The sequence below is a fragment of the Streptomyces sp. NPDC001709 genome (assembly GCF_053596375.1).
This window is the reverse complement of sequence record NZ_JBSFGB010000005.1, coordinates 278,366-302,676: the sequence shown is the minus strand read 5'-3', so window position 1 is coordinate 302,676 and position 24,311 is coordinate 278,366. Positions and strand designations below refer to the sequence as shown.

The window sequence follows — 24,311 nt, the reverse complement described above, 5'->3', positions numbered from 1 at the left end:
TCGAACTCGCCCATGGCTGTGGCGGAGCGGGGTGCTGTGTCGGTGAAGTCGGATGCGGGGGACGGTGAGCGGCATGGGGATGTCGAGTTTCTGGGCGGTGGGAGCGCTGCGCGACGAGCAGGTGGCGGAGATCGCCCGGGTCGCGGCACCGGTGATCAGGGAGATGGGGCAGCGCAGGTCGGCACGGGAAGCCTGGTCGCGTTGGGAGAGCGACGTGGCCCGTGGTGGCGGGGCGGTGCAGGTGTACGGGCCGGACGGCAACAACACCGACGAGGCACTGCGTCTGTACGAGATGGTCAACGCTTCGGCCTTCGACGTGCTCGACTCGTCGGGCGAGGTGCACATCATGCAGTGGTGGGAGCGGTTCGACGAGGACATCGAGCCCTTCATCACCTCTGTCCGCAAGGGCAATCCGGTGGCAGCCCTGTTCCACGGCCTGGGGCCGGAGCGTGCCCGGGCGCTGCCGGGCTGGGCAGGCGATGCGGTACTGACCGCCGGCGAAGTGCGCCGCCACCTGGAGGCCGTCGAGTCCGCCCTCGCAGTGACCGGAGCGGAGCGGGAGGAGGTGCTGGGCCGTATGGACGACTGGCTTTGGCACGAGGACCCCGCCGAGGTCCTCGACGGCCCACTGCGGGTGTGGAGACAGGCCGCGACCGCGGGCCTGGGCCTGCTGTCCTCCCGCATCTGGTCCTGACACCGGCTCAGTTCCTCAGGCACGGCGCGGCGCTGCGGCCCGCCGGTCTCCCTCAACTGCCGGACCGACGCTCGGTGTGTTCGCTGCGCAGGCCGGTGATCAGGCTCCCGACGCCGCGCATGAGTTCGTAGGCCCGAGGGCGGAGCTGATCTCACTGGCGGCGGCCGCGGCTTCGAGCAGCCAGGTGCAGTCGGTAGGACAGCCTCCTGTTCCTCCACCAGGCAGACCCGGCCGTGCTGCCGGAACTCCTGGTGTCCGGTGACGAACGGCAGCTCGACGCTGCGGCCCCGCTTGGGGGCGACGGCGGCCAGGCTGCTGACGCGCTCGGCGGGCTCGCTTTGAGTGGGCACACATCACTGCGCGGGCGGATACACCACACATCATGAGCGGGAGCAACACGGCATGGGCACTCTCGACATCCTGTCCCAGGACGAGCAGTTCATCGTCCGCACGATGCACGACTTCGTGGACAAGGAGGTGAAGCCGGTCGCCCGGGAGCTGGAGCACACCAACACCTATCCCGCCGCCCTGATCGAGCAGATGAAACAGCTCGGCGTCTTCGGCCTCGCCGTCCCCGAGGAATACGGCGGCACGCCCGTCTCCATGCCCTGTTACGTGCTGATCACCGAGGAGCTGGCACGCGGCTGGATGAGCCTGGCCGGCGTGATGGGCGGCCACACGGTCGTAGCCAAGCTGCTGTTGCGCTTCGGCACCGAGGAGCAGAAGCGCCGCTACCTGCCGAGGATGGCCGGCGGCGAGATCCGCGCGACGATGGCGCTGACCGAACCGGGCGGTGGCTCGGATCTGCAGGCGATGCGCACGGTGGCCCGCGGGGACGCCGACGGCTACGTGGTCAACGGGACGAAGACCTGGATCACCAACTCCCGCCGCTCCCGGCTGATCGCGCTGCTGTGCAAGACCGACCCGCAGGCGAGTCCGGCGCACAAGGGCATCTCCATCCTCCTGGTCGAGCACGGACCCGGTCTGACGGTCTCCCGCGACCTGCCCAAGCTCGGCTACAAGGGCGTGGAGAGCTGCGAGTTGTCCTTCGAGGACTACCGGGCCCCGGCGGACGCGCTGCTCGGCGGAGTCGAGGGCGAGGGCTTTGCCCAGATGATGAAGAGCCTGGAGACGGGGCGGTTGCAGGTCGCCGCCCGGGCACTCGGGGTCGGCCGCGCCGCGCTGGAGGACGCGCTCGCCTACGCTCAGCGGCGCGAGTCGTTCGGCAAGCCGATCTGGCGGCACCAGTCCGTCGGCAACTACCTGGCCGACATGGCGACGTCCCTGACCGCGGCCCGCCAGCTCACCCTCTACGCGGCCCGGGAGGCGGAGGCCGGCCGCCGGGTGGACATGGAGGCGGGGATGGCGAAGCTGTTCGCCTCCGAGACCGCGATGCAGATCGCTCTCAACGCGGTCCGCATTCACGGTGGTTACGGCTACTCGACCGAGTTCGACGTCGAACGCTACTTCCGTGACGCCCCGCTGATGATCGTCGGCGAGGGCACCAATGAGATCCAGCGGAACATCATCGCGAGCCAGCTGGTCAAGCGGGGAGGGCTTGATGCGTGAACCGGATCACGGTACTGACCCTCCCGATATAGTTATATATTCAACAACTATAGGTGATCGGATCCCCGAGGAGTCCACGTTGACCAGTCCTGTCCAGGCCGACGCCACGCGGCGGATCTTCATCGACAAGCAGAGCCCCAAGGCGTATCACGCGCTGGTGCAGACGTCCGAGGCGGTCCGGGCGACCGCTGCCGAGGCCGGCCTGGACCGCACTCTGGTGGAGCTGGTCAACCTCCGCGTCTCGCAGATCAACGGCTGCGCCTACTGCCTGCGTGTCCACACGCGCGCCGCGCTGCGGGCCGGCGACACCCCCGACCGCCTCGGTGTGCTCGCCGCCTGGCGGGACACCGAGCTGTTCACGCCCGCCGAACGGGCCGCCCTGGCGCTGGCCGAGTCGACCACCGCCGCCGCTGACGCCGATGCGCAGGACGCCGCCTACGCGGCGGCGCGGGACGTGCTCACCGACGACCAGATAGCGGCGGTGATCTGGGTGGCCGTCACGATCAACGCGTTCAACCGGGTCTCGATCATGAGCGGGCATCCCGTGCGGCCGGAGCGGTGACAGCGCTCCTGGGTCCTCGGTGCCCGGGCCGCGGCTGTTGACCGACCGTCTCCAGCAGCCGGGCGACCAGGGCATTGTGGTCGTTCCGGCGCCATGCGACGGCGACCCGCGTGCGAGCGGTACCCGGATCGATCCGGCGGAAGGCCACGCCCTTGAGCCGGATACGGCGAATGCTCGCCGGGGCAACGGACACCCCCAGCCCGGTCTCGACCAGGGCGCACACGGTCTGCCACTCCACCGCATGCTGCGAGATCCGGGGCGTGAACCCCGCCTCCTCGCACAGGCCGGTGATCCGGTCGTACAGCCCGGGCCCGGCCGCACGGGGCAGCAGGACGAACGGCTCGCCCGCCAACTGCGCAAGCGGTAGCGCCCGTTGGGCAGCCAGTGGGTGCCCCGCCGGCAGCACGGCCACGAACGGCTCGCTGAGTACGGTCCTGAAGTCCAGTTCGGAGTCGTCGTCCGGGGGCTCCCGCAGCAGGCCGATGTCGATCGACCTGTCGCGCAGGGCGTCCAGCTGCGGTGCCGTGGTCATCTCGTGGATGTCGAGATCGGCGTGGGGGAACCGCTGCCGGAAGTCGCGCAGCAGGCCCGGCAGGACGGTGAGGGCCAGCGAGGCGGCGAAGCCGATCCGCAGCCGCCCGGACCGGCCGCTGCCGACGGCCCGCGCCGCGGCCAGCCCGTCGGCGAGCCCGGCCAGGGCCTGCCGGGCGGCCGGGAGTAGCGCGCGGCCCGCCGGGGTGAGCGTCACGCGCCCCGGTGCGCGGTCGAAGAGCGGATATCCGACCTTCTCCTCCAGGCGGCGGATCTGCTGGCTCAGCGGGGGCTGGGCGATGCCCAGGCGGGCGGCGGCGTGACCGAAGTGCAGTTCCTCGGCCAGGACGACGAAGGCGTGCAACTGTGGCAGCGGAAGTCCGGGGCGGTCCAGGCGGTCCATATCTCCAGAGATATCAGATCATCCCGATGCCTGTATTAGACGTATCGACCCTGGTCACCTAGCGTTCCCCGCATGACAGAGCGACGTGCGATCCTCAGCGGCTCGACCTTCGAGGAACAGATCGGTTACGCCCGTGCCGTGGTGGACGGCGACTGGGTGCACGTGTCCGGGACGACCGGTTTCGACTACACGACCATGACGATCTCGGACGATGTGGTGGAGCAGGCCGAGCAGTGCCTGCGCAACATCGAGGCCGCGCTCACCGAGGCGCGGTGCACCTTCGCCGACGTGGTGCGGGTGCGCTATCTGCTGCCGGACCGCGCCGACTTCGAGCCCTGCTGGCCGGTGCTGCGCCGCTGCTTCGGTGGGATCCGCCCGGCCGCGACCATGCTGGAGTGCGGTCTCGCCGACCCCCGTATGAAGATCGAGATCGAGGTGTACGCCCGCCGCAACGCGGGTTGATCCGGCGGCCGGACGCGACGCGGGTTGGTCCTGCGGCCGGACTACGGCACCAGGCCCGCCGTCCGGCCCCGCCGCTCCAGCTGCTCGCCGCGTCGCAGCATCCGCGCCTCGCGTGGCAGCAGCCGGGGGCCGGCCACGACCAGGACCTCGCACTCGGCCCGGGCCGGGATGTGCCGGTGCACCGGCCTGCGGTGCAGCAGGGCCGCCGGGCCCCGGCATCTGGCCTTGCCGATGACCAGCAGGTCGTCCGCGGACTTCGCCATCGAGCAGAGCACCGGCCCCGCCGGGCCCCTGACCACCCGCCGTACGATCCGCAGGCCGGCCGGGGGCCCACCGGCCGCCAGCTCGAAGGCGCGGTCCAGCCGCTGCCGTGCCTCGTCGGCCCACAGCCGCGCCCATGAGGGCTCGGGCCAGCGCCGGTAGAGGGCGTCGCCCTCCGGCGGTTCCCAGGCTCGGACGGCCACCAGCGTGCGACCGGTTCTCCGGGCTTCCAGGATGCCGCGGCGCAAGGCTGCCAACCCGGCGAGCGAGTCGCTCACCCCGACGACGACATCTCCGGTCGGCCCGCCACCTCTCGTTTCATGTGGTGCCATGACGCCCAGACTAGGAAGGCCAATCTCGTCTGGACAAAGTCCAATCACCGGAAAGTGGCCTTGACGGCGGGGAGGGGCGATGGGTGTCCCTATGCGGCCTGCCCGGTGTCGCCCGACCTGTCCCGCGAGCGCCTCGCCGGGCGCAGGAAATCGGTCCAGCCGCCGTCCGGCTTCTCGCCGACCTCGAGCGCGCGCAGTTGCGCGAGGATCCCGGGATCCTGGGCGTCGAGCCAGTCGACGAACTGCCGGAAGGAGACCAGACGTACGTCCTCCCGGTCGGCGATCTGCCGGAGAGCCTCCTCGGCCGCGTCCATGTAGATGCCGCCGTTCCACTCCTCGAAGTGGTTGCCGATGAACAGCGGCGCCCGGTTCGTCTCGTACGCCCGCTGGAACCCGGCCAGGTACGCCTGTGTCGCCTGGGCGCGCCAGTAGGGGTAGTGGTACGAGGGTGCGCGCGTCGTGGTCTTGGACTGGTTCGCCAGCATGTTGTAGTCCATGGACAGCACCTCGAACGTGTGCCCCGGAAAGGGGATGCTCTGCAGCGGCAGGTCCCAGATTCCGCCCCGCCTCCTCGGCCAGCGTTGCAGCCCGCCCGGTGAGGAGGCGTCGTAGCGCCAGCCCAGTTCACGCGCGACCGGCAGCAGGTTCTCCTGGCCGAGCAGGCACGGCGTACGGCCGCCCACGAGTTCCTTGTCGTAGTCGAAGGGCAGGGACGGCTCGTCCTGCCAGCCGGTGTGCGTGCGCCAGGACTTGACGAACGACCGCGCCTGCTCGATCTCCGAACGCCACTGTGCCGGTGTCCAGTTGGCCACCGATCCGGGTCCGGCGCAGAAGTGCCCGTTGAAGTGCGTGCCGATCTCATGGCCGTCGAGCCAGGCCTGGCGGACGTACTTCAGTGTCTCCTTGAGGTGTCCGTCGGTGAGGTAGCCGATGTCCGAGGCGCCGAGCGGATTGTTCGGCGGGTCGTAGAGCCGCTTCCTCTCCTCCGGCAGGAGATAGAGGCCGGACAGGAAGAACGTCATGGACGCACCGTGGGCGCGCGCGAGCTCCAGGAAGCGCGGAAACAGGCCGGTGCCCAGCTCGCCGGCGCCGTCCCAGGAGAACACCACGAACTGGGGTGGAGTCTGCCCGGGTTCGAGGGGCACGGGCGGCGCCGGCTGGTGCGGTTGGCGTCCGGTGTACGACGTCGAGCCGTCCCCGATCAGCCTCGGTGCCCCGTGCAGGGGCTCGAGCGAGCCGTCCCGTCCGTCCTGGCCTCCGCATGCGGCGAACGAGGCGGCGGCCACACCGAGGCCGGCACCGAGACCGAGGCGTGCCGCACTCCGGCGGCTGAATCCCGTCATCGCCATCCCCTCAGCCGAAACTCCCGACACGCCGCACCATAAATGCGATAAATATGCAAAATGGACCATTTGGTGCGGCGTGGCGCGCAAAGGGGCAGCCAGAATCACCTATCTCACTCGGCCGGTCTACGGCGGTGAGCGCGTCGCGGATCAGCGGAACGCCGCCACATTGCGTGCCGCCCATGCGGAGAAGGGGGCCGCAGGGCGGCCGAGCAGGTGTTCCACGTCCGTGCCGACGGCCTGCTCCTCGGGGGCCGGCGCGCCGAGGACGGCGAGCGTGCCCTCGACGACGGCGGGCGGCATGAACCGGATCATCTGGGCGTGGGCATCCTCGCGGCTCTGCTCCACGAACGTCACCGGCTCGCCGAGTGCGGCGGCGATGGCGGCGGCACGCTGCCGTGGGGTGGTGGGCTCCGGGCCGGTCAGTGTGTAGGTGGCGCCGTCGTGCCCGTCCTCGCGCAGCACGGCCACCGCCACCGCGGCGACGTCGTCCGGGTCGACGAACGGCAGCGCCACATCGGCGAAGGGTGCTGCCGCGGTGCGGTACCGGCGGACCGGTTCGGCCCAGGCCAGCGCGTTGGACGCCAGCCCGCCCGAGCGCAGCACGGTGAACGGCAGTCCCGACCCGGCCACGGCCGCCTCGAAACGCGCCGCGTGCGCATACGTCTGCGGCCGCGTGCCCACGCCCTGCGAGGACAGCAGTACCACCTTCGCCACACCGGCATCGGCCGCCCGGCGCAGGATGCCGGCCGGGTCCTCGCCCGCCACCAGCAGGAACAGTGCCTTGGCGCCTGCCAGCGCGGGTGCGAGGCTCTGCGGTTCGGCGAGGTCGGCGGCGACGGCCCGCACGCCCGGCGGCACGTCCTCGTTCTCGATGTGCCGAGTGACGGCCGTCACCGCCTCCCCGGCCTCGATCAACCCGGCGACCAGCGCGCGTCCGACATTCCCCGTGGTACCCGTGACGACGATCATGAAAATTCCCCTCGCTGAGTTAGTTGACTAACTAAGTCCAGACACTAGCTCGCGGAGTCGCCCGTTGTCTATGCTTAGTCAGGTGACTGACTCAGAATCCGCCGTCAAGGCCGGGGCCGCACAGCCGGGCCGGTCCGGCCGGGGCGGCAAGCGTGAGCGCCTGGTGAAGGCGGCCGTCCAGGTCTTCCACGAGCAGGGCGTGGAGAAGACCACCCTCGGCGACATCGCCCGTGCGGCCGAGGTGCCGCTCGGCAATGTGTACTACTACTTCAAGGCCAAGGACCAGCTGGTCGAAGCCGCGGTGGACGCCCACTGCGAGCAACTCGACGCGCTCACTGGCCGGTTGGACGCCCTTCCCGATCCGGCCGTGCGACTGAAGGCGCTCGTCGCCGGCTGGGTCGACCAGCGCGAGACCGCGGCCCGCTTCGGCTGCCCCTTCGGCACCCTCGCCACCGAGCTCGACAAGCGCGACGACGGCCTGGACCGGGCCGCCGCGAAGGTCATGCGGGCCCTGCTCGACTGGGTGGAGTCCCAGTTCGCCCAGCTGGGCCGCGCCGACGCCGCCGCCCTCGCCGTCGAACTCGTCGCGGCCTACCAGGGCATGTCCGTCCTCACCAACACCCTGCGCGACCCCGGCCTGATGGCCGCCCAGGGTGAACGTCTCCAGTCCTGGATCGACGCGATCGCGGGGCGATAGCGGAGCGAAAACCGTCGGGGAGGCGCGCCGTCGGCCGCGTGCCCTCCCCAACGGCTGTGTCCCGCCCGGTGGTTCAGATACCCATCGACGCCATCTCGATCTGTGAGCGGTAGTTGAGCGCGGCCGTGACGACACACGCGCGGTAGGTGCGGTTGTCCTTCACGACGAGGAAATAGTCGCGGAGGTTCTTCCAGTAGCCGAGCAGATAGCCGATCCCGGGCAGGAAGCCGGGTGGGCGCGGGACGAGGGCGAAGGCCTCGCTGCACTTGAGGATCTCCCCGGTGGCCGTGGACAGGACGTCGGCCACGTCGGAGTTCATGTTCCAGCCGGCGGCCAGCTCCGGCGTCCAGATGGCCCCGGCCACCGCCCTGAGGTGTTCCTGCTCATCGGCGGTCGGATCGGTGAGCGAACCCGCCGCCACAGGTGCGGCCGCGCGGGTTTGGGGGCCGCTCGCCGCGAAGGCGCAGGGCCCGGCCGCGACGGTGGCCGTCACCACCGCTGTCGCCACGACACTTGCGCGCAGCCGCGCGCGTCTACCGCTCGACGCCATGCTTCGATTCCCTTCCAGGTGACCTGGCCCCGCCGCTCGGCCGGGGCGGGCCGAACGTGTCATGGGGCGCGAACCAGGTCAACGGCGACATCGCGCCAGTGAACGGCCGGCACGGCCCCCATCGGCCCATGGGCGCCCGGCAGGGATGCGGGGTCGCCGCTGTGCGGGCCGCGTGGTCGCGGTGGAGCGCGGGTGAGCGGAGAAAGTCCGAAATCGGCCGGGCCGGAGCGATGTTGATTGGCCTCAGGTCGCCACGTGCCGCTGTTCGGCCGCGACCTGTACCACGGTGATGTGCTGGACGGCCCGGCTGAGGACCACCACGCCCACGACGATCAGCAGGGCACCACACGTCTCCGGCGCCAGCCACCAGCCCAGCCGGATCCGCTCGCCGAACAGGGTCATGCCGAGGGTCAGGCTCACCACCGCGTCGCCGATGGTCAGCGCCGGCTGAGCCGCGGCCAGCGGACCCGCCTGGAGCGCGTTCTCCAGCAGGACCACGGCGGCGACCCCGGTGAGCGCGAAGCCGTACGTCTGCCAGGACCGCAGGAACGCCGTGAAGCCATGGTCGGCGAAGGTGCCGGTGGCCGATTTCAGCAGGGCGGCGGTCAGCGCGTTGCCCGTGGCGGAGGCGGCGGCCAGGAGCGCGGCGCGCCGGGCCGGCGGCCTGCCCCGGCCGGACAGCAGCACGACCGTGGCCATCCCGCCGAGGCACAGGGACAGGGCCGGGATCCAGCGGGTGAGCGGGGCTTGGTGGGTGGCGCCGTGCGGGGCGGCGGCGATCAGGAGCACGGCGAGGCCCACCACACAGCCGCCGACGCCCCACCAGCCCGAGCGGGGCAGCCGCCGGTGCATCAGCGGGGCGGCGACGAGCAGCGCGAAGGGCAGCTCCAGGATGAACAGCGGCTGGACCAGCGCGAGCGGGCCGTTGACCAGGGCCAGGCTCTGGAACAGCGCGGCGCCGACGACACCGCACATGCCGATCATCCAGAAGGGCCGGCGCACCAGCTCCGCGAGCAGCCGGAGCCCGCCGCGGCTGCTGGCGGACGCGGCCTTGCGCTGGAAGGCGGTGCCGACGGCGTTGCTCGCCGCCCCGGCGACGGCGAACGCGGCGGCCAGTTCGATCACGACCGTCTCCTGCCTGCGGGAGGCCTCCCGGAGGAGCTTCGGGTCTCTTCAGCCTAGGGAAGGCGACGCCCGGGTGCCGGTTGACGGCCCGCGCTGTCGGCAGGCCGACCCTATGCGTCGGCCCCGCCCGGTGATCGCCGAGCGAGGCCCGCCGGAACGGTGGATCAGCTCAGGGCCAGGTCGTCGGCGTAGACCGCGTTCTGGCCGTACCAGCCGTGGACGTACACCGTGACCGTGCCCGAGGCGCCGGTCGTGAACGGCACCGTGAGCTTCGACCACGACGTGGACGTGGTCCATGTGCTGGCCGTCGCGCCTCCGCTGACGCCGAGGTAGGCGTACGGGCCCTGCACCCAGCCGCTCAGGGTGTAGGAGGTGTGGGGCTTGAGGGTGAGGGTCTGGGCGCACTGGCCGGTCTGCGAGGCGGAGGGCGCGGTCTTCAGCGCGTGGGAGCCGCCGTGTACGGGGGAGGAGACCACCGCGGCCCCGGCGTCGCAGGTCCACGGCGTGAGCGAGCCGGTCTCGAAGTCGCCGTTGCCGAGGACGGCCGTCCCACCGGAGCCCTGGACCGTCAGGGTGAGCGTGGAGCTGTGCCGGGCGGAGCCCGCCGTGCCGGTGACGGTCAGGGTGTAGGTGCCCGGTGTCGTCGTGGCACCGGTCTTCACCGTGAGTGTGGAGGTGCCGCCCGCCGTGACCGAGGCCGGGCTGAGGGTGGCGGTCACCCCGCTCGGCGCGCCGCTCACCGTCAGGTCCACCGGCTGCGCGCTGCCGGAGGTCACCGAGGTCTTCACCGTGGCGGTCGCGGTTGCGCCGGGGTCGACCGAGGCGCCGGCGGGGGAGAGGGAGACGGAGAAGTCATTGGCCGGCGGGGTCGTCGTACCGCCGGTGAAGGGCGCGAAGGTGTGGGTGAAGTACCAGGTGTCCTGGGCGATGCCGGAGCAGGTGTCGGAGGCGCCGGAGCCCGGGCAGCCGCCGTTGTCGCGCTGGAGGGCCCAGAAGGAGAGGGTGTTGATGCCTTTGGCGACCGCCCAGTCGTACACCGTGGTGGCGTCGGCGGTGGTGAAGGTCTCCGCCGGGCCGTAGTCGTCCACGCCGGGCATCTCGGTGACGCCGACCGTGTTCCACAGCTGACCGTCCGACAGGTTCGGGTAGAGGTCGGCCAGTTGGTCGTGGAGTCCGCTCGCGGCCGTCTCGGTGTCGGTCGCCATGTGGTGGGTGGCGCCGTCGTAGTAGTCGAACGTCATGATGTTGACGACGTCGATCCGGGCGCCCGCGTTCTTGGCACTGCGCAGCACGGCGAGGCCGCTGTCGGCGAGCCCCGTCGTCGTGGTCGGCAGGGTGTAGGAGAACTGCACCGAGCGGCCGTTCGCGGCGGCCCAGTCCTGGACCTTCTTGATGGCCTGGTTGCGCCGGTCGATGCCGGCGGTGTTCGTGAGGGAGTTGTCCTCGACGTCCATGTCGAGCCGGGAGACGTCGTAGGTGGTGATGATCTTCTCGTAGGCGGCGGCGATGGAGTCCACGTTCGTGCAGCTGTCGGCGATCTCGGTGCCGGCGTTGTCGGCCCCGTAGCCGCCGAGGGACGGGATCACGTCGCCGCCGCGCGAGCGGATGGTGCTGAAGTCGGCGCCGAAGACGGAGGCGGCGACGGGCGTGCCGGTGTCGCCGTTCCAGTACGGAGTGCAGGAGCCCTTCTTGTCGGCCTGGAGGAAGGCCATGGTCAGGTACTTGGCGCCGGAGGCCTGGGCGAGCGCGGCGGGGCTGTCGCCGTTGTAGGCCTCGAAGTAGGGCGCGAAGACATGCGTGGGCAGCGGGGTCGCCGCGTGCGCGGTGCCTCCGGCTCCCAGGGCGAGTCCGGCGGAGGCGGCCAGGGTGGTCAGGCCGGCGAGCAGGGCGCGTACGGGTCTCGGACGTGTCATCGGTACTCCCGGGTGGCGAACGGCAGGCGAGCGAGCGTCGTGCGGAGAGGGGGTGTGCGGCCCGGCCGGGCTATTGGTCTAGGCCATGATTGGTCTGGACCAAACGCCGGTCAAGGTGCGGGATTCGCCTTTTACGTGTTCATGGGGAGTCAACCGACCGTATCCGGGCGGGAGTTGACGGGGCGGCGCCACTGCGGCGCCGCTTGTGCCGTCGCTCTCCCGCTCAGGTGGCGCGGGTGCCGCCGCCCCGGCGGATGCGGCCCAGCAGATCCCGGTGATAGGCCGCCAGTTGCCCGGCGGGCACGGGCGCGGGGCCGCCGGCGAGGGTGTACCAGGTGTCGGTGCCGGACTGCTGGATGGCGACGCGCGCACTGTGGCCGTCGGACAGCAGGATGGTGGCGACCGTCAGGTCACCGGTGATGACGCCGACCTCGTCGGTCAGCGCCCCGCCGGGGCCGGCGGTGACCCGGTCGACGTAACTGTTGATGCTGGGTGGGTTGTTCATGGGGCGCACGTTTCCATCAAGCGGGCCGGCCGACCCGGCGCCGCGCAGGGGTCGCCCGCGTGTGTCCCCGTGTTGGGTGTGTGCCGGGCGCCGGCCTGTCTGCTCGCCGCGCCTTCAGCCGAACAGCGGGAACCGGTCCGCCGCCGCGCCCAGCGCGGCGCGTTCGGCCTCGGTGAGTGCGGCCCGGCCGGTGCCGACGCGCGCATAGTGCGCGTCGCTCCACTCCGGGAGCGCGGGCCGGCCGAGCAGACCGTCCAGGGTGGCGCGCACCACGGCGAGCCCCTCGGGCGCCGGTCCCGGGGCGTGCGCAAGCCGGACGGTCAGATCCAGGTGGTGGACGGTCGCCTCCACCGCGAGGGTGGTCAGCAGATCCCCGGCCGTCAGCACATGCCCCTGCGTGCCCACGTGCTGTGCGGGGTCGGCCGCGTCCGCCGCGTGCACGGTCGCCGCCAGTGTCTCCAGATACAGGCCCTGGAGCTGACGGAAGTCGAGGAACATGCTCGCGTTCACCCGCACCCAGCGCCGGCCGTTCGCCGAACCCACGGTGCCCGGCCGCCAGTCCTGCCAGTACGTCACCGCGTCCCGGTCCACCGGCTCCCGCGCCGGTGTGTGCAGGGCCACCAGAGCGCGCTGGGCGTCCGTCAGGCAGTGGAAGACGAGATCGCGGACCGCCCAGCCGGTGCAGCCGGTCGGCAGCCACGACTCCTCGTCACCCAGTCCCGCGACGACCGCCGAGGCCGCCTCGTACGCCGCGCGCAGCGCCCGCGCCGGACCGGTGGCATCCCCTGTGCTCATGCGTCCCCCGTTCCTCGGTCCTGACAGGGTGTCACACCCGGCTTGACGTCGCCGTGTCCGCGGACAGTCGCTGGGCGACGTAGATCGGGATCACCGACAGCAGGACGAGTACGGCGGCCACGACGTTCACCACCGGCGCCTGCTGCGGCCGGGTCATGTTGTCGAAGATCCAGATCGGGAGGGTCTCGATCCCGGGCCCCGCGGTGAACGTGGTGACCACGATCTCGTCGAAGGACAGGGCGAAGGCGAGCAGGGCGCCGGCCAGCAACGCCGAGCGGACCAGCGGGAAGGTGACGTCGGCGAAGGCGCGGAAGGAGGTCGCGCCGAGGTCCATGGCCGCCTCCTCGTAGGAGGCGGACGTACGGCGCAGCCGGGCCACCACGTTGTTGAAGACCACCACGATGCAGAAGGTGGCGTGGCCGACGATCACCGTGAACAGTCCGAGCCCCACGCCCAGCGGCTCCAGCATCGTGCTGAAGGCCGAGTTGAGCGCGATGCCGGTGACGATGCCGGGCAGCGCGATCGGCAGGACCACGACGAACGACACCGTGCCACGGCCGAAGAAGCGGTGCCGAGCCACGGCGAACGCGATGAGGGTGCCGAGGACCAGGGCGATCGCGGTGGCCCCGAGGCCCGCCTTCACCGAGACCCACAGCGCCTGCCGGGCCCCGGCGTTGTGCCCGGCCACCGACCACCAGTGCCAGGTCAGCCCCGGCGGCGGCCAGCTCGCGCTGCGGTCGGGGCTGAGGGAGTTGACGAGGACGAGCAGCAGCGGGACGTAGATCACCGCGAAACCGAGCCCGGCGCCGGTGCGCAGGGCGATGCGCGCGGTGCGGCTGAGATGCATGCGGTCTTCTCCTACAGGCTGTTCAGGGCGCCCGTACGGCGGATCGCCAGCAGGTACAGGACGATCACGACGACGGGTACGGTGCCGAGCGCGGCGGCCATCGGCAGGTTGAGTTCGATGTTGGAGTACACGAGATTGCCGATCAGCTGTGTCTTGCCGCCGACGATCTGCACGGTGATGTAGTCGCCGAGGCTGAGCGAGAAGGTGAACACCGAGCCGGCCGCCACCGACGGCAGCACCATCGGCAGCACCACCGAGCGGAAGGTCCGCCCGGCCCGCGCCCCGAGGTCGGCCGAGGCGTCGAGCAGGCCGGCCGGCAGCTGTTCGAGGGCCGTGTGGATCGGCAGGATCATGTACGGCAGCCAGAGGTACGTCAGCGTGAGGATCGTGGCCGGCAGACCGAAGCCGGGGCCGCTCAGCCCGAACGGCGCGAGCATCCAGTCGGCGAGACCGCCCTGGGACAGGATGAGCCGCCAGGCGTACACCTTGACCAGGTAACTCGCCCACAGCGGGGTGAGGATGGCCACCACGAGCAGCGGGCGCCACCTCGGCCGGGCCACCCGCGCGGTGTAGAAGGCGACCGGGAAGGCGATCAGGGCGCACAGCACGGTCACCGCGAGCGCCACGCCGACGCTGCGCAGGATCACCTCGCGGAAGACGGGCGTGGTCAGCAGCTCGTGGAAGTTGTCCGTCGACCAGACCTTCACCACCTGCGAGGTGAAGGAGTTCGTGGTCCAGAACGCGGAGACGAACAGCACCGCCAGCGACCCGAGGTAGAGGACGGCCAGCCACAGCAGCGGGGCGGTGAGCAGCAGGGTCAGCCGCAGCCGGGGTCTGCGGTGCAGGCTTCCGGCGAGCCGCCGGACGGTCCTCCGGCCGGCGGTCGTCACATCGGTCGTCACGGCTCAGCCCTTGATCTCGGTCCAGGCCTGCACCCACTTGGCGTACGGCACGCACGTCACGTCCTTGCGTCCGTCCAGGCACTGCTCGATGGGCGTGTTCCAGAAGGCGATCTTCTTCCAGTAGCTCTCGTCGGCCGCGTGGTAGACCGTGCAGAAGTTCTTGTCACTGGTCTCGGCGCAGGCCTTGGAGTTGGCCGGCGCCTCGCCGAAGTACTCGGCCACCTGGGCGTTGACCTTGGGCGAGACGATCCAGTTCAGCCACTTGTAGGCGCAGTTGGGATGCCTGGCCTTGCTGGAGACCATCCAGGTGTCCGACCAGCCGGTCGAACCCTCCTTCGGCACCAGCGCCTTGACCTTGGCACCCTCGGAGGAGGCGAGGTTCGCGATGACCTGCCAGGTGGTGCCCACCACCGAGTCGCCGCTCTTGAAGGCGGAGACCTCCTTGAGGTAGTCGCTCCAGTACTCGCCGACGTTGTTGTTCTGCTGCTTGAGCAGTGCCACGGCCGCGTCGAACTGCTTCTGGTCGAGGGCGTACGGGTCCTTGATCTTCAACTCGGGCTTGGTGGCCTTGAGATAGAGGGCCGCGTCGGCGATGTAGATCGGCGAGTCGTACGCGGTGACGTGCCCCTTGTACCTGGAGGCGTCGTCGAAGACGGCGGACCAGGAGGTGGGCGCCGGCTTGACCTTCTGCGTGTTGTACATCAGCAGGTTGGCGCCCCGGCCGTGCGGGATGCCGTACATCCGGCCCTTCACGGAGTTCCAGGCTCCGTTCTTCAACCCGGCGAAGATGTCCTTGTAGTTGGGTACCAGCGCGGTGTTGACGGGGGCCGCGTCGCCGGAGGCGATCAGGCGCAGGGAGGCGTCGCCGGAGGCGGAGACGGCGTCGTACTCGCCGGTCTTCATCAGCTTGACCATCTCGTCCGAGCTGGCGGCGACCTTGGAGTGGACCTGGCAGCCCGTCTGCTTCTCGAAGTCGCCGACCCAGTTCACCTTCGGGTCGTTGGAGCCGTCCTCGACATAGCCGGCCCAGGCGATCAGATTGACCTGGCCCTCCGTCCTGCCGAGCTTCGTCGGGGCCGTGAGGTCGGGAGGGTTGAGCCCGGTGGCGGACGAGCCGCCCGAGCCGGAGGAGTCACAGGCGGCGGCGAGCAGCAGCGCGGCGGCGCAGGCCGCGGTGCGCAGGGTACGGGTGGGGCGCACGGCGTTCTCCAAGGGGACGTAGAGACGGGGAGGGGTCAGGAGGGCAGCCGGACGGCGTGCCGGCGGTGCCACGTCAGGCGCACCCGGGTGCCGCGGTAGGCGGCGACGTCCTCGGAGGAGGTCTCCAGGTTCTGCTGGAGAGCGGTGAGCCGGCCCCCGCCGTCGAGGTCGACCAGGAAGCGGGTGGCGTCGCCGAGATAGACCACCTCGGCGACGGTGCCGGTCGCGGTGGCGTGCTCCGGCTCGTCCGCCTCGGCGGACTCCTTCAGGACACGGATCTTCTCCGGCCGGATGTTGTAGGTGCCCGGGGTGCCGACGATCCGGTGGGCCACCTCCCCTTCGAGCAGGTTCGAGGTGCCGACGAAGGAGGCGACGAACGGGGTCGCGGGTCGCTCGTAGATCTCGGCGGGCGTGCCGACCTGGGCGATGCGGCCCTGGTCGAAGACGGCGATGCGGTCGCTCATCGTCAGGGCCTCCTCCTGGTCGTGGGTGACGAACACGAAGGTGATGCCGACCTCCCGCTGGATCGCCTTCAGCTCGATCTGCATCTGCTCGCGCAGCTTCAGGTCGAGGGCGCCCAGGGGCTCGTCCAGCAACAGCACCCGGGGCCGGCCGACGAGCGCGCGGGCGAGTGCGACGCGCTGGCGCTGCCCGCCGGAGAGCTGGGCCGGGCGCCGCTGGCCGTAACCCTCGAGGCGGACCTCGGCGAGGGCCTTGCGGGCGCGGACGAGCCGTTCGGCCTTCGGCACCTTGCGGACCTTCAGCCCGTAGGCGACGTTCTGCTCGACCGTCATGTGCGGGAAGAGCGCGTAGTCCTGGAAGACCGTGTGCACGTCCCGCTCGAACGGGGCGAGGCCGGTGACCTCCTGACCGGCGAGTTCGATCCGGCCCTGGTCCGGTGTCCCGAACCCGGCGATGAGCCGGAGGACCGTCGTCTTGCCGGATCCGGAGGGGCCGAGCATCGAGAAGAACTCCCCGTCCCGGATCTCCAGGTCGACCCCGGCCACGGCGGTCGTCTCGCCGAACGACTTCCGCAGGTTGTGCAGCCGGATCGCAATTCCCTCCATACGGGAACCTTTCTGGCGCGCTGTACGTTGACCGCAAACATATGAAGTCATAGTTCTAAGCTCAAGGTCCCCTTAGGGTAAAGCTTGAGTCAATGCACGAGGTGGTGACCGTGAGACAGCAGGAGACGGACGGCCGGGCCCGCAGGGCCGTCTTCAGCCCGGTGGACAACCGGGCCCGCGTGGACGCGGTCGTCCGCCGCATCGGCGACGCCATCGAGCTGGGCCTCCTGGCCGACGGCGAGCAGCTGCCCGGCGAGAGCGAACTGGCCGGACAGCTCGGGGTCTCCACGGTGACCTTGCGCGAGGCCCTCATGGCTCTGCGACAGCAGGGCCTGGTCACCACCCGCCGGGGCCGCGGCGGCGGCAGCTTCGTCTCCCTCCCCGAAGTCCCCGCCGACGACCGCCTCAAGGCTCGGCTGCGCGGCTGGAGCACCGAGGAACTGCGCGACCTGGGCGACCACTGGGCCGCCCTCTCCGGTGCCGCCGCCCGGCTCGCCGCACAGCGCACCGAACCCGAGGACCTGCACCAACTCCGCCGTACCGCCGAGGAGTTGACTGGGGCCGTGGACGCGGCGGCACGCAGCCGGCTGTACGGCCGCTTCCACGTCGAACTCGCGGCGGCCGCCCAGTCCGCCCGGCTCACCCGCGAACAGGTCGCCCTGCAGAGCGAGATCGGCGCACTGCTCTGCCTGGTCCTGGCCGACGACGTGTTTCGTGAAGAAGTTGCGGAACGTCACCGTGCCGTGATCTCCGCCGTGCAGGATGGGGCCCACGAAACGGCCGGCACGCTGGCCGAGCGGTGCGTCAGGCAGTCGACGGCGCGGCTCGTCGCCGTACGCCTCACCCTCTGACCGCCGCGTCAGGTTCCCGTCCGCTGGAGGACACCATGGGCCGGAGCGCCGGGCTCGCCACCCTCGACACGGAGACCGAGACGTGGGTGGCCGCGCAGATCGGCGGCGCGCTGGAAGCCGTCTTCGAGACGGTCGCCGCCACCCGCGCCGCCACCGAAGCCCTGCTCGGCCGGGTGGTCGCCGAGGACCGGCGGCCCGCCAGCGCCGACCTCGCCGCCCTGCGCCCCGGACTGCACCTGCACCTGACCCGCGAGGAACTCGTCTCCGGCGTCGGCTTCGTCGCGGCCCCCGGCCTGCTGACCGACGTACCCGCCTGGCTGGAGTGGTGGCAGTCCGGCGCCGACGGCGACGTACGCCCGCTCCTGCTCGACCTCGATCCCGGCCAGTCGGCGTACTCCGACTACACGCACTGGGACTGGTTCGCGCTGCCCCGTGACACCGGGCGCCGGGCGGTGGCCGGTCCGTACGTCGACTACCTCTGTTCCGACGAGTACAGCCTCACCCTGTCCGAACCCGTCCGGATCCAGGGCCGGTTCGCCGGAGTGGCCGCCGCCGACGTCTATCTGCGGCACTTCGAGAAGGCCGCCCTCCCGCTGCTGCGGCGGCTGTCGCGCCCCGCCCACCTGGTCAACGCCCGGGGCAGGGTCGCCGCCTCCGCCGACCCCGCCCACCTGGCCGGCTCCCTCACCAAGGGCCCCGATTTCGGCCGACTGCTCAGCGGGGCGCGGCCCGGCGCGTACGACGGCATGCGTCTCGTGCCGTGCCAGGGCGTGCCCCTCGTGCTGGTGCTCGGCTGAGCCCCAGCAGGCGGGCGGCTCAGTCGCGGGTGCCGTCCCGGTAGGGCACACGGGCGAGTTCGTGGATCTCGCCGACCGTGCCCCACTCGTTCCCGCCCAGCCGGGACAGCGGCCGCAGTCGCCCGATGTCGGGCCGGCCGTCCACCAGCACGTCCTCGTGGACGGCGGCGTGCACGACCCGGCCGAACACCACCGTCGAATCGCCGAGGCGCAGCGTCGAGTGCAGTGTGCACTCGAGGGCGACCGGAGAGGCCGCCACCCGCGGCGGCCGCACCCGCAGCGAGGGCTCCCGCTCGATGCCCACGGCGTCGAACTCGCCGTGGTCGCGGGGGAAGTCGGTGGCGGTCGCGTTGATCTGGGCGAAGAGCGGCTCGGGCGCGAAGTTGACGACGAACTCGCCGGTCTCCTCGGCATTGCGCAGCGAGTCCTTCCGGCCCACCGACGTGAACTGCACGACCGGCGGATCCGTGCAGGCGACGGTGAAGAACGAGTGCGGGGCCAGGTTCGCCGTCTCGCCGTCCGGCCCGAGGGTCGAGACCCAGGCGATCGGCCGGGGTACGACCACGGCGGTGAGCAGACGGTAGAACGCCCCGGTCGTCAGGGACTCGGGTGAGTAGTCGACGCGCATGACAGCACGCTAAGCGGTACGGCCGCGGACCCCGCCACCCACCCCACCCGTTGATCCACAACGGGTCCTCCCCCTAGGGTGCGAGGGCCACCGCACTCAGGAGTCCGGTAACCATCACCCAACAACTCACCCCACGCGCACGCGCCGCCTCGGCCGTCGGCCGGGGACTCGGCACCGTGCCCGCCCCCGGCCTCGTCCTCGGCGGGATCCTCGGCCTGCAGGGCGGGGCCGCACTGACGACCCGTCTCTACCCCGCCGTGGGACCGGCAGGCGTGGTGACCCTCCGGCTGGCCATCGCCGCGCTCCTCCTCACCGCGCTGTGGCGGCCCCGGATCCGCGGCGACCGGACCACCCTCGGCCTCGCGGCCGCCGCCGGAACCCTGCTCGCCGTGCACCATCTCGCGTACTACGAGGCGGTCGCCCGGCTGCCGTTGGGCGCCGCCACCACCCTGGAGTTCCTCGGCCCGTTCGCCATCGCCCTGTACGGATCGCGCCGCGCCCCCGACCTGCTGTGGGCCGGCCTCGCCGCCACCGGCGTCCTCCTGCTCAGCAGCTCCGGTACGGCCCTCGACGCCACCGGCATCGTCTGCGCCACCGTTGCCGGATGCTGCTGGGGCGGATACATCCTGGTCGGCAAACGGCTCGCCGAACGCGTCCCCGACGGCGGCGGCCTCGCGCTGGCCGTCACCTGGGGAGCACTGCTCAGCCTGCCCTACGGCATCACGCAGGCGGGCACCCGCCTTCTGGACCCGGGCACCCTCGCCGTGGCCGCCGCGGTCGCCGTGCTGTCCAGCTTCGTGCCCTACACGTTCCAGCTGGAGGCCCTGCGCCGCCTCACACCGCGCGTCTTCGGCGTACTCACCAGCCTGGAACCGGCGATCGGCGCGCTGATCGGCCTTTGTCTGCTGGGCCAGCACCTCACCGCGGCCCAGTGGGCGGGGGTCGCGGCGGTGGGCCTCGCCTCGGTGGGGGCGACGCGTGGGGAGGGGCGGGAGGGAACGGCGGGCGTGGGCGAAAGGGTGGAAGTCACTCGGGACTGAGGGGTGACCGAAGCGGGGCGCGGGTCGGGAGGTGCCGGGGCGGGCGGGACGCGCGTGGAGTAGTCGGCGGCCGGGACACGCGGCGCTTTTCTGATCCGCACCGCCGAGCGGGGAGTCGCCCGGCCCTCGGCATCGAGCCGCAACACCGCCCGGCGGCGGAACCAACGACGTCGGGAGAGATCGGCTTCCGTGAGGACGCCGGGCGCTGGACGGTGCCGAGCAGCCGGTCAGCCGGGCAGCGGGCGCACGGTGAGGCTCTGCTGGGCCTGGCCGACCGGGCCGTCGAGGTCGTGCAGGACACTGCTGGTGAGGCCCTGGCCGGTGGGGCCGAAGACGACCGTGGTGTCCAGGCCCACCCACCGCCCCACCGGTTGCCGGTGCAGATGGATCGTCAGGTCGACGTTGGGGTACATCCACTCAGTGGGCGGCCGCCGTACTGCTATGCCGTTGGCCGTGTCGACCAGCGCGACATAGGACGCGAGCGGGCTGCTCGGTTCGCCGGCGACGAGGTCGAGGTGTGTGGAGATCCAGGCCGTGCAGCGGCCCGGCGCCGGGGGCTCGACCGGCCGGACGTCGACCGACGCGCAGTGGCCGCCGGGCCAGACCGATATGAGCGGCCGACTGGCGAGTTCCGTCGGCGGAGTCAGGCGTGCCTCGGCACCGCCGGCCACGGCGCGGGTGTCCACCTCGGTGAGCAGCCAGGCGCGGGCTCGTACCACCGGCCGGTCCGCGATGCGTACGACCGCTTCGAGGAGCTCGATGGTGCGGCCGGGCCGGACCGACTCCACCTGGATCTCGCACTCGTCCAGGGCGAGGCGCCCCAGGATGTCGAAGCTGATCCTGGACAGGAGGAGGCCGCTCGGCGGGCGCTCGGCGCGGAACTGGTCGATCGCGTGCACCACCAGTCCGGCCAGCGGGCTGAAGTGCTGCTCGGCGGGGTCCCACGCGCCGCTCGCGTGCGGGGTCGGCTTGTAGCGATGCCGGTCGATGCGCTCGTAGTAGCTGGCGGCCAACGGTGCTTCTCCTCAAGGTGTCCCATCGGGATGGGGGCGTCGAGCAGGTCGTTGCACCGTACACCTGCCCACTGCCGACTCAGGGCCCGGCCTTGATCGTCTTCCTGGTCAGGTGGGAGTCGATGCGCAGCACACAGGGCAGACTCGTACGGTCGTTGGCGCTGACCTCGACGTCGATCAGAACCTCCAGCCCACGGCCGACAGCCCCGGGAGGTCGCGCTGGCCAGTACGGTCTTCGGGCGCTGACGTGGCTCGGCCCGGGCGCCGCCGGCAGGTGTGCGGCGCCCGGGCGGGGACGGTGCCGGTCAGGCCGCGAGGCGCTCGGCGAGCTGCTTGACCTTCGCCGCGGCCTCCTCGAAGGCGCGGTCGCGGGAGGCCTCGTACAGGGGGATCAGTTCGGTCATCGCCGGGTTCTGCGGGGCCATGGTCAGCTCCGGGACGATGAAGCCGACGTCCAGGCCGAGGGCGTCGGCGAGGACCGCGGTCAGGTAGTTCTGCACGTATTCGTATCCCTCGCGTGGGGTGCCCGGTCCGTACGCGCCGCCCCGGCTGGCGACGACGGTCACCGGGGTGCCCTTGGCGGACTGGGTCTCGCCCGCGGTGCGGCCGAGGAGGATCACGTTGTCCAGCCAGGCCTTCAGGGTCGAGGGGATCGAGAAGTTGTACATGGGGGCGCCGATCAGCACCGCGTCGGCCTGCTCCAGCTCCTCGATCAGCCGGACGCGCTCGGCGAAGGCCGCGGCCTGCTCGGGCGTGTGCGAGGCCGGGTCGGCGAAGCCGGCGGTGTGCGCGGCGGCGGTGATGTGCGGGACGGGCTGCGCCGAGAGGTCGCGGTAGACGACGGTGCCCTCGGGGTGCTGCTCCTGCCAGTGCGCGCGGAAGGTCTCCGCCACGGCGCGCGAGGCCGAGGCCTCGGTCGGGAAAACGGACGAGTCGATGTGCAGCAGGGTGGCCATGGTGTCTCCAATAGGGCTGAAGTTTCGTACACGACTATCTCTAACACAGGGACTTACTTTTTTTCACCCCCCTACATCGAGGTAGTACCCTGATCGCATGGCGGCGGACATGACCCACGACAGCGCGGCGTGCAAGCGGGTGGACCAGGGCATCACCCGTGTCTTCCAGCTGCTCGGAAAGCGCTGGAGCGGCCCGATCGTGGCCGTCCTCGTGGAACAGCCCGCATACTTCACCGACCTGCGCCGGGCCATCCCCGGCATCAGCGAGCGCATGCTGTCCGACCGGCTCGCGGAACTCGGCGCCGCCGGACTGGTGCTCCGCGAGGTCGACGAGGGCCCGCCGCTGCGCGTGTCCTACCGGCTGACCAAGGCGGGGGCCGCCCTGGAACCGGCGCTCCGGGAACTGGGCGAATGGGCCAAGGAATACCTGCCGGACGAGCCGCCGTGCCCGGGCCTGGAGCGCGAGCGACCGGCCGGGCCGGCGTAACGCCGGGACACGGACATCACCGCACCGTGGGTGCGGACCAGCTGGACCAAAGCCGACCGCGCCGGTCGACGAGTGCGGGCCGGTGCGCTCGGCCAGCGGGGCTTGAGAGAGGATCGAGGGTCTCGTTCGGCACATGAAGCCCTAGAGGACTCCCATGGCACTCACGCCTGAAGACCGCCTCGCCATCACCGAGTTGATCTCCAGGCACGGCCACCTCGTGGACGACGGGCAACTCGACCGCCTGGACGAGCTGTTCACCCCGGACGTCGTCAGCTGTCCGTGCGGCGCGTTCCGCTGAGCGGTGCGGCCCGGTCCCGGTGAGGGGGTACGGGGGGTGTCCCCCGTACCGGTGCACCGGACTGCCGGATGGTGCGGGCCAGGGTGCTTCGGTCACGGTGGTCTCCCGTGGAAACCCATCGGAAGGACACGCTCGTGCGCACCCTCACGGCCACCGTCGCCGCCCTGCTCCTCGCCGCCGGAGCCGTACCGGCCGCGGCCGCCGCACCGGCCGGACCGCCCGACACCGACGGAGTGTGGCGCATGGACGGCTACGGCACGGTCCTCGTCCTCGGCGGGGGAGTGCTGCAGGAGTACCAGACGACGTCCGTCAGCTGCGTGAAGGGCGACACCTCGCGGCAGACCGGCCCGGGGACGTACGCGGCCTCGGACGGTTCGGTGCTGACCGTACGCACCGTGCGCGACCGCGCTCACGCGCTGCTCGCCGCGGACAGCTCGGTCGGACACCGCACGCTGCGCCGCGTGAGCGCCCTGCCCACCGACTGCACACGTCCCGTCGCCACGGACCCGCGCACCGCCTTCGACGTCTTCTGGCAGACCTTCGAGGAGAACTACCCCTTCTTCGCCCAGAAGCGCATCGACTGGCACGCCGTCCGCGACCGGTACCGCCCGCTCGTCCACAAGGACACCACCAGGGACCAGTTCTTCGGCATCCTCAGCCGGATGGTGCGTCCGCTGTACGACGCCCATGTCACGGTGATGGACGGCGACCGTCGCTTCGGCCAGGTCCGCCCCGGCACCCAGAAGCCGGGCCCCGAACTGGACGCCCGGGTCAAGAAGTTCATCGAGGCCCGCGACCTCAAGGACGCCTCCTATCGCCAGGACTTCGGCGCGGGCCGGATCACCTACGCCGACCTGCCGGGCGACCTCGGTTATCTGCGCATCTCCGGATTCGGCGGCTACGCCGGCGACAACGCGCCGTACACCGCCGAACAGGCCGAACTCGACCGGGCGTTGAACACCGTACTCACCCCGGGCCGTACCGGGCGGCTCAAGGGCCTCGTCATCGACCTGCGCGTCAACGGTGGCGGCCACGACTCCCTCGGCATCCGGATCGCCCAGCGCCTGACCGACACTCCGTACATCGCCTATTCGAAACGGGCCCGCAACGACCCGGCCGACCCCACCCGGCACACCCGCCCCGAACCCGTGCCCGTCGTCCCGGCCGGCGCGCCCCGCTACACCGGCCCGGTCGCCGTCCTCACCGGCGGCTCGACGGTCAGCGCCGGCGAGACCTTCACCCAGGCGCTCCTGGACCGGCCAGGGCGGACCGTGCGCATCGGGCAGCCCACCCAGGGCGTCTTCTCGGACGTGATGGTGCGCTATCTGCCTGACGGCCTGGGCTTCGGCCTGCCGAACGAGGAGTACCTGACCCGCACCGGCCGCACCTTCGACGGCACGGGCATCCCGCCGCAGCTGACCGAACCGGTCTTCACCAAGGAGGAGTTCGCCAAGAACCGCGACTCGGCCTTCGACGCCGCGGTGAACCAGCTGAGCGGGCGCCGCTGAGCC

27 protein-coding genes are annotated in these 24,311 nt (G+C 71.3%); 11 read left to right on the top strand and 16 right to left on the bottom strand.

Features of this window, described 5'->3' with window-relative positions; translation table 11 throughout:
- Positions 1–73: 73 nt before the first annotated feature.
- From ACWC0C_RS10355 to ACWC0C_RS10345, 3 genes are all read left to right on the top strand, one after another.
- The gene (locus tag ACWC0C_RS10355; protein ID WP_450863091.1) at positions 74–694 is read left to right on the top strand and encodes a hypothetical protein; all 621 of its coding nucleotides are present in this window, start codon (positions 74–76) and stop codon (positions 692–694) included.
- A 402-nt stretch (positions 695–1,096) separates the two neighbouring features.
- Complete coding sequence (locus ACWC0C_RS10350) at positions 1,097–2,263, top strand: acyl-CoA dehydrogenase family protein (protein ID WP_450863090.1); 1,167 nt, start codon at positions 1,097–1,099, stop codon at positions 2,261–2,263.
- 79 nt (positions 2,264–2,342) lie between these two features.
- A complete protein-coding gene (locus ACWC0C_RS10345) occupies positions 2,343–2,825 on the top strand; it encodes a carboxymuconolactone decarboxylase family protein (RefSeq protein ID WP_450863088.1) in 483 nt (160 codons plus the stop codon).
- Here the strand turns inward: ACWC0C_RS10345 and ACWC0C_RS10340 are convergent.
- A complete protein-coding gene (locus ACWC0C_RS10340) occupies positions 2,791–3,750 on the bottom strand; it encodes a LysR family transcriptional regulator (RefSeq protein ID WP_450863195.1) in 960 nt (319 codons plus the stop codon). The two genes, ACWC0C_RS10345 and ACWC0C_RS10340, sit on opposite strands and share 35 nt — an antisense overlap.
- 81 nt (positions 3,751–3,831) lie before the next feature.
- On the opposite strand from ACWC0C_RS10340, the gene ACWC0C_RS10335 reads away from it, so the two are divergent.
- The gene (locus ACWC0C_RS10335; protein WP_450863087.1) at positions 3,832–4,221 is read left to right on the top strand and encodes a RidA family protein; all 390 of its coding nucleotides are present in this window, start codon (positions 3,832–3,834) and stop codon (positions 4,219–4,221) included.
- Between the two features lie 41 nt (positions 4,222–4,262).
- Here the strand turns inward: ACWC0C_RS10335 and ACWC0C_RS10330 are convergent, their stop codons facing one another.
- The 3 genes from ACWC0C_RS10330 to ACWC0C_RS10320 all read right to left on the bottom strand — a co-directional run bounded on the left by ACWC0C_RS10330 (position 4,263) and on the right by ACWC0C_RS10320 (position 7,129).
- On the bottom strand, positions 4,263–4,814 hold the full coding sequence (locus tag ACWC0C_RS10330; protein WP_449194171.1) for a universal stress protein: 552 nt from the start codon (positions 4,812–4,814) through the stop codon (positions 4,263–4,265).
- An 89-nt stretch (positions 4,815–4,903) separates the two neighbouring features.
- Entirely contained in the window at positions 4,904–6,157 is a 1,254-nt protein-coding gene (locus ACWC0C_RS10325; protein WP_450863085.1) for a hypothetical protein, read from the bottom strand.
- A gap of 150 nt (positions 6,158–6,307) precedes the next feature.
- The gene (locus ACWC0C_RS10320) at positions 6,308–7,129 is read right to left on the bottom strand and encodes an SDR family oxidoreductase (protein ID WP_450863084.1); all 822 of its coding nucleotides are present in this window, start codon (positions 7,127–7,129) and stop codon (positions 6,308–6,310) included.
- A gap of 82 nt (positions 7,130–7,211) precedes the next feature.
- On the opposite strand from ACWC0C_RS10320, the gene ACWC0C_RS10315 reads away from it, so the two are divergent.
- Positions 7,212–7,826, top strand: a complete 615-nt coding sequence (locus ACWC0C_RS10315) for a TetR/AcrR family transcriptional regulator (RefSeq protein WP_450863083.1) — start codon at positions 7,212–7,214, stop codon at positions 7,824–7,826.
- A gap of 73 nt (positions 7,827–7,899) precedes the next feature.
- Here the strand turns inward: ACWC0C_RS10315 and ACWC0C_RS10310 are convergent, their stop codons facing one another.
- From ACWC0C_RS10310 to ACWC0C_RS10270, 9 genes are all read right to left on the bottom strand, one after another.
- Complete coding sequence (locus tag ACWC0C_RS10310; RefSeq protein WP_450863081.1) at positions 7,900–8,376, bottom strand: hypothetical protein; 477 nt, start codon at positions 8,374–8,376, stop codon at positions 7,900–7,902.
- 243 nt (positions 8,377–8,619) lie between these two features.
- Positions 8,620–9,501, bottom strand: coding sequence for a DMT family transporter (locus tag ACWC0C_RS10305; RefSeq protein WP_450863080.1), 882 nt, complete (start codon positions 9,499–9,501; stop codon positions 8,620–8,622).
- Positions 9,502–9,665: 164 nt separating this feature from the next.
- Complete coding sequence (locus tag ACWC0C_RS10300; RefSeq protein WP_450863078.1) at positions 9,666–11,414, bottom strand: carbohydrate binding domain-containing protein; 1,749 nt, start codon at positions 11,412–11,414, stop codon at positions 9,666–9,668.
- Between the two features lie 223 nt (positions 11,415–11,637).
- Complete coding sequence (locus tag ACWC0C_RS10295; protein ID WP_449194178.1) at positions 11,638–11,919, bottom strand: hypothetical protein; 282 nt, start codon at positions 11,917–11,919, stop codon at positions 11,638–11,640.
- A 114-nt stretch (positions 11,920–12,033) separates the two neighbouring features.
- Positions 12,034–12,714 carry a maleylpyruvate isomerase N-terminal domain-containing protein gene (locus ACWC0C_RS10290; RefSeq protein WP_449194179.1) on the bottom strand — a complete coding sequence of 227 codons (681 nt, stop codon included), beginning with the start codon at positions 12,712–12,714 and terminating at the stop codon, positions 12,034–12,036.
- A 31-nt stretch (positions 12,715–12,745) separates the two neighbouring features.
- Positions 12,746–13,561 carry an ABC transporter permease gene (locus tag ACWC0C_RS10285; protein ID WP_450863076.1) on the bottom strand — a complete coding sequence of 272 codons (816 nt, stop codon included), beginning with the start codon at positions 13,559–13,561 and terminating at the stop codon, positions 12,746–12,748.
- 11 nt (positions 13,562–13,572) lie between these two features.
- Positions 13,573–14,463 carry an ABC transporter permease gene (locus tag ACWC0C_RS10280; protein ID WP_450863074.1) on the bottom strand — a complete coding sequence of 297 codons (891 nt, stop codon included), beginning with the start codon at positions 14,461–14,463 and terminating at the stop codon, positions 13,573–13,575.
- A 3-nt stretch (positions 14,464–14,466) separates the two neighbouring features.
- On the bottom strand, positions 14,467–15,663 hold the full coding sequence (locus ACWC0C_RS10275; RefSeq protein WP_450863072.1) for an ABC transporter substrate-binding protein: 1,197 nt from the start codon (positions 15,661–15,663) through the stop codon (positions 14,467–14,469).
- Between the two features lie 35 nt (positions 15,664–15,698).
- The gene (locus ACWC0C_RS10270) at positions 15,699–16,730 is read right to left on the bottom strand and encodes an ABC transporter ATP-binding protein (RefSeq protein ID WP_449194183.1); all 1,032 of its coding nucleotides are present in this window, start codon (positions 16,728–16,730) and stop codon (positions 15,699–15,701) included.
- Positions 16,731–16,840: 110 nt separating this feature from the next.
- Here ACWC0C_RS10270 and ACWC0C_RS10265 point away from each other — a divergent pair, with 110 nt between their 5' ends.
- Complete coding sequence (locus ACWC0C_RS10265; RefSeq protein WP_450863069.1) at positions 16,841–17,581, top strand: FadR/GntR family transcriptional regulator; 741 nt, start codon at positions 16,841–16,843, stop codon at positions 17,579–17,581.
- Positions 17,582–17,616: 35 nt separating this feature from the next.
- On the top strand, positions 17,617–18,378 hold the full coding sequence (locus ACWC0C_RS10260) for a cache domain-containing protein (protein ID WP_449194185.1): 762 nt from the start codon (positions 17,617–17,619) through the stop codon (positions 18,376–18,378).
- Between the two features lie 19 nt (positions 18,379–18,397).
- Here ACWC0C_RS10260 and ACWC0C_RS10255 read toward each other — a convergent pair whose 3' ends face one another.
- Positions 18,398–19,006, bottom strand: a complete 609-nt coding sequence (locus ACWC0C_RS10255; RefSeq protein ID WP_449194186.1) for a flavin reductase family protein — start codon at positions 19,004–19,006, stop codon at positions 18,398–18,400.
- Positions 19,007–19,182: 176 nt separating this feature from the next.
- Between ACWC0C_RS10255 and ACWC0C_RS10250 the strand changes: the two genes are divergently transcribed.
- Positions 19,183–20,046 (top strand): EamA family transporter, encoded by an 864-nt coding sequence (locus ACWC0C_RS10250; RefSeq protein WP_449194187.1) that lies wholly within the window; start codon positions 19,183–19,185, stop codon positions 20,044–20,046.
- A gap of 227 nt (positions 20,047–20,273) precedes the next feature.
- On the opposite strand, the gene ACWC0C_RS10245 is transcribed toward ACWC0C_RS10250, so the two are convergent.
- Together ACWC0C_RS10245 and ACWC0C_RS10240 are read right to left on the bottom strand one after the other, a co-directional pair.
- Complete coding sequence (locus tag ACWC0C_RS10245; protein WP_450863066.1) at positions 20,274–21,059, bottom strand: thioesterase family protein; 786 nt, start codon at positions 21,057–21,059, stop codon at positions 20,274–20,276.
- Between the two features lie 305 nt (positions 21,060–21,364).
- On the bottom strand, positions 21,365–22,015 hold the full coding sequence (locus tag ACWC0C_RS10240; protein ID WP_450863064.1) for an FMN-dependent NADH-azoreductase: 651 nt from the start codon (positions 22,013–22,015) through the stop codon (positions 21,365–21,367).
- A gap of 97 nt (positions 22,016–22,112) precedes the next feature.
- Between ACWC0C_RS10240 and ACWC0C_RS10235 the strand changes: the two genes are divergently transcribed.
- The 3 genes from ACWC0C_RS10235 to ACWC0C_RS10225 all read left to right on the top strand — a co-directional run bounded on the left by ACWC0C_RS10235 (position 22,113) and on the right by ACWC0C_RS10225 (position 24,308).
- A complete protein-coding gene (locus ACWC0C_RS10235; RefSeq protein WP_450863063.1) occupies positions 22,113–22,502 on the top strand; it encodes a winged helix-turn-helix transcriptional regulator in 390 nt (129 codons plus the stop codon).
- Positions 22,503–22,656: 154 nt separating this feature from the next.
- The gene (locus tag ACWC0C_RS10230; protein WP_450863061.1) at positions 22,657–22,800 is read left to right on the top strand and encodes a nuclear transport factor 2 family protein; all 144 of its coding nucleotides are present in this window, start codon (positions 22,657–22,659) and stop codon (positions 22,798–22,800) included.
- A gap of 134 nt (positions 22,801–22,934) precedes the next feature.
- On the top strand, positions 22,935–24,308 hold the full coding sequence (locus ACWC0C_RS10225) for a S41 family peptidase (RefSeq protein WP_450863193.1): 1,374 nt from the start codon (positions 22,935–22,937) through the stop codon (positions 24,306–24,308).
- Positions 24,309–24,311: the final 3 nt, after the last annotated feature.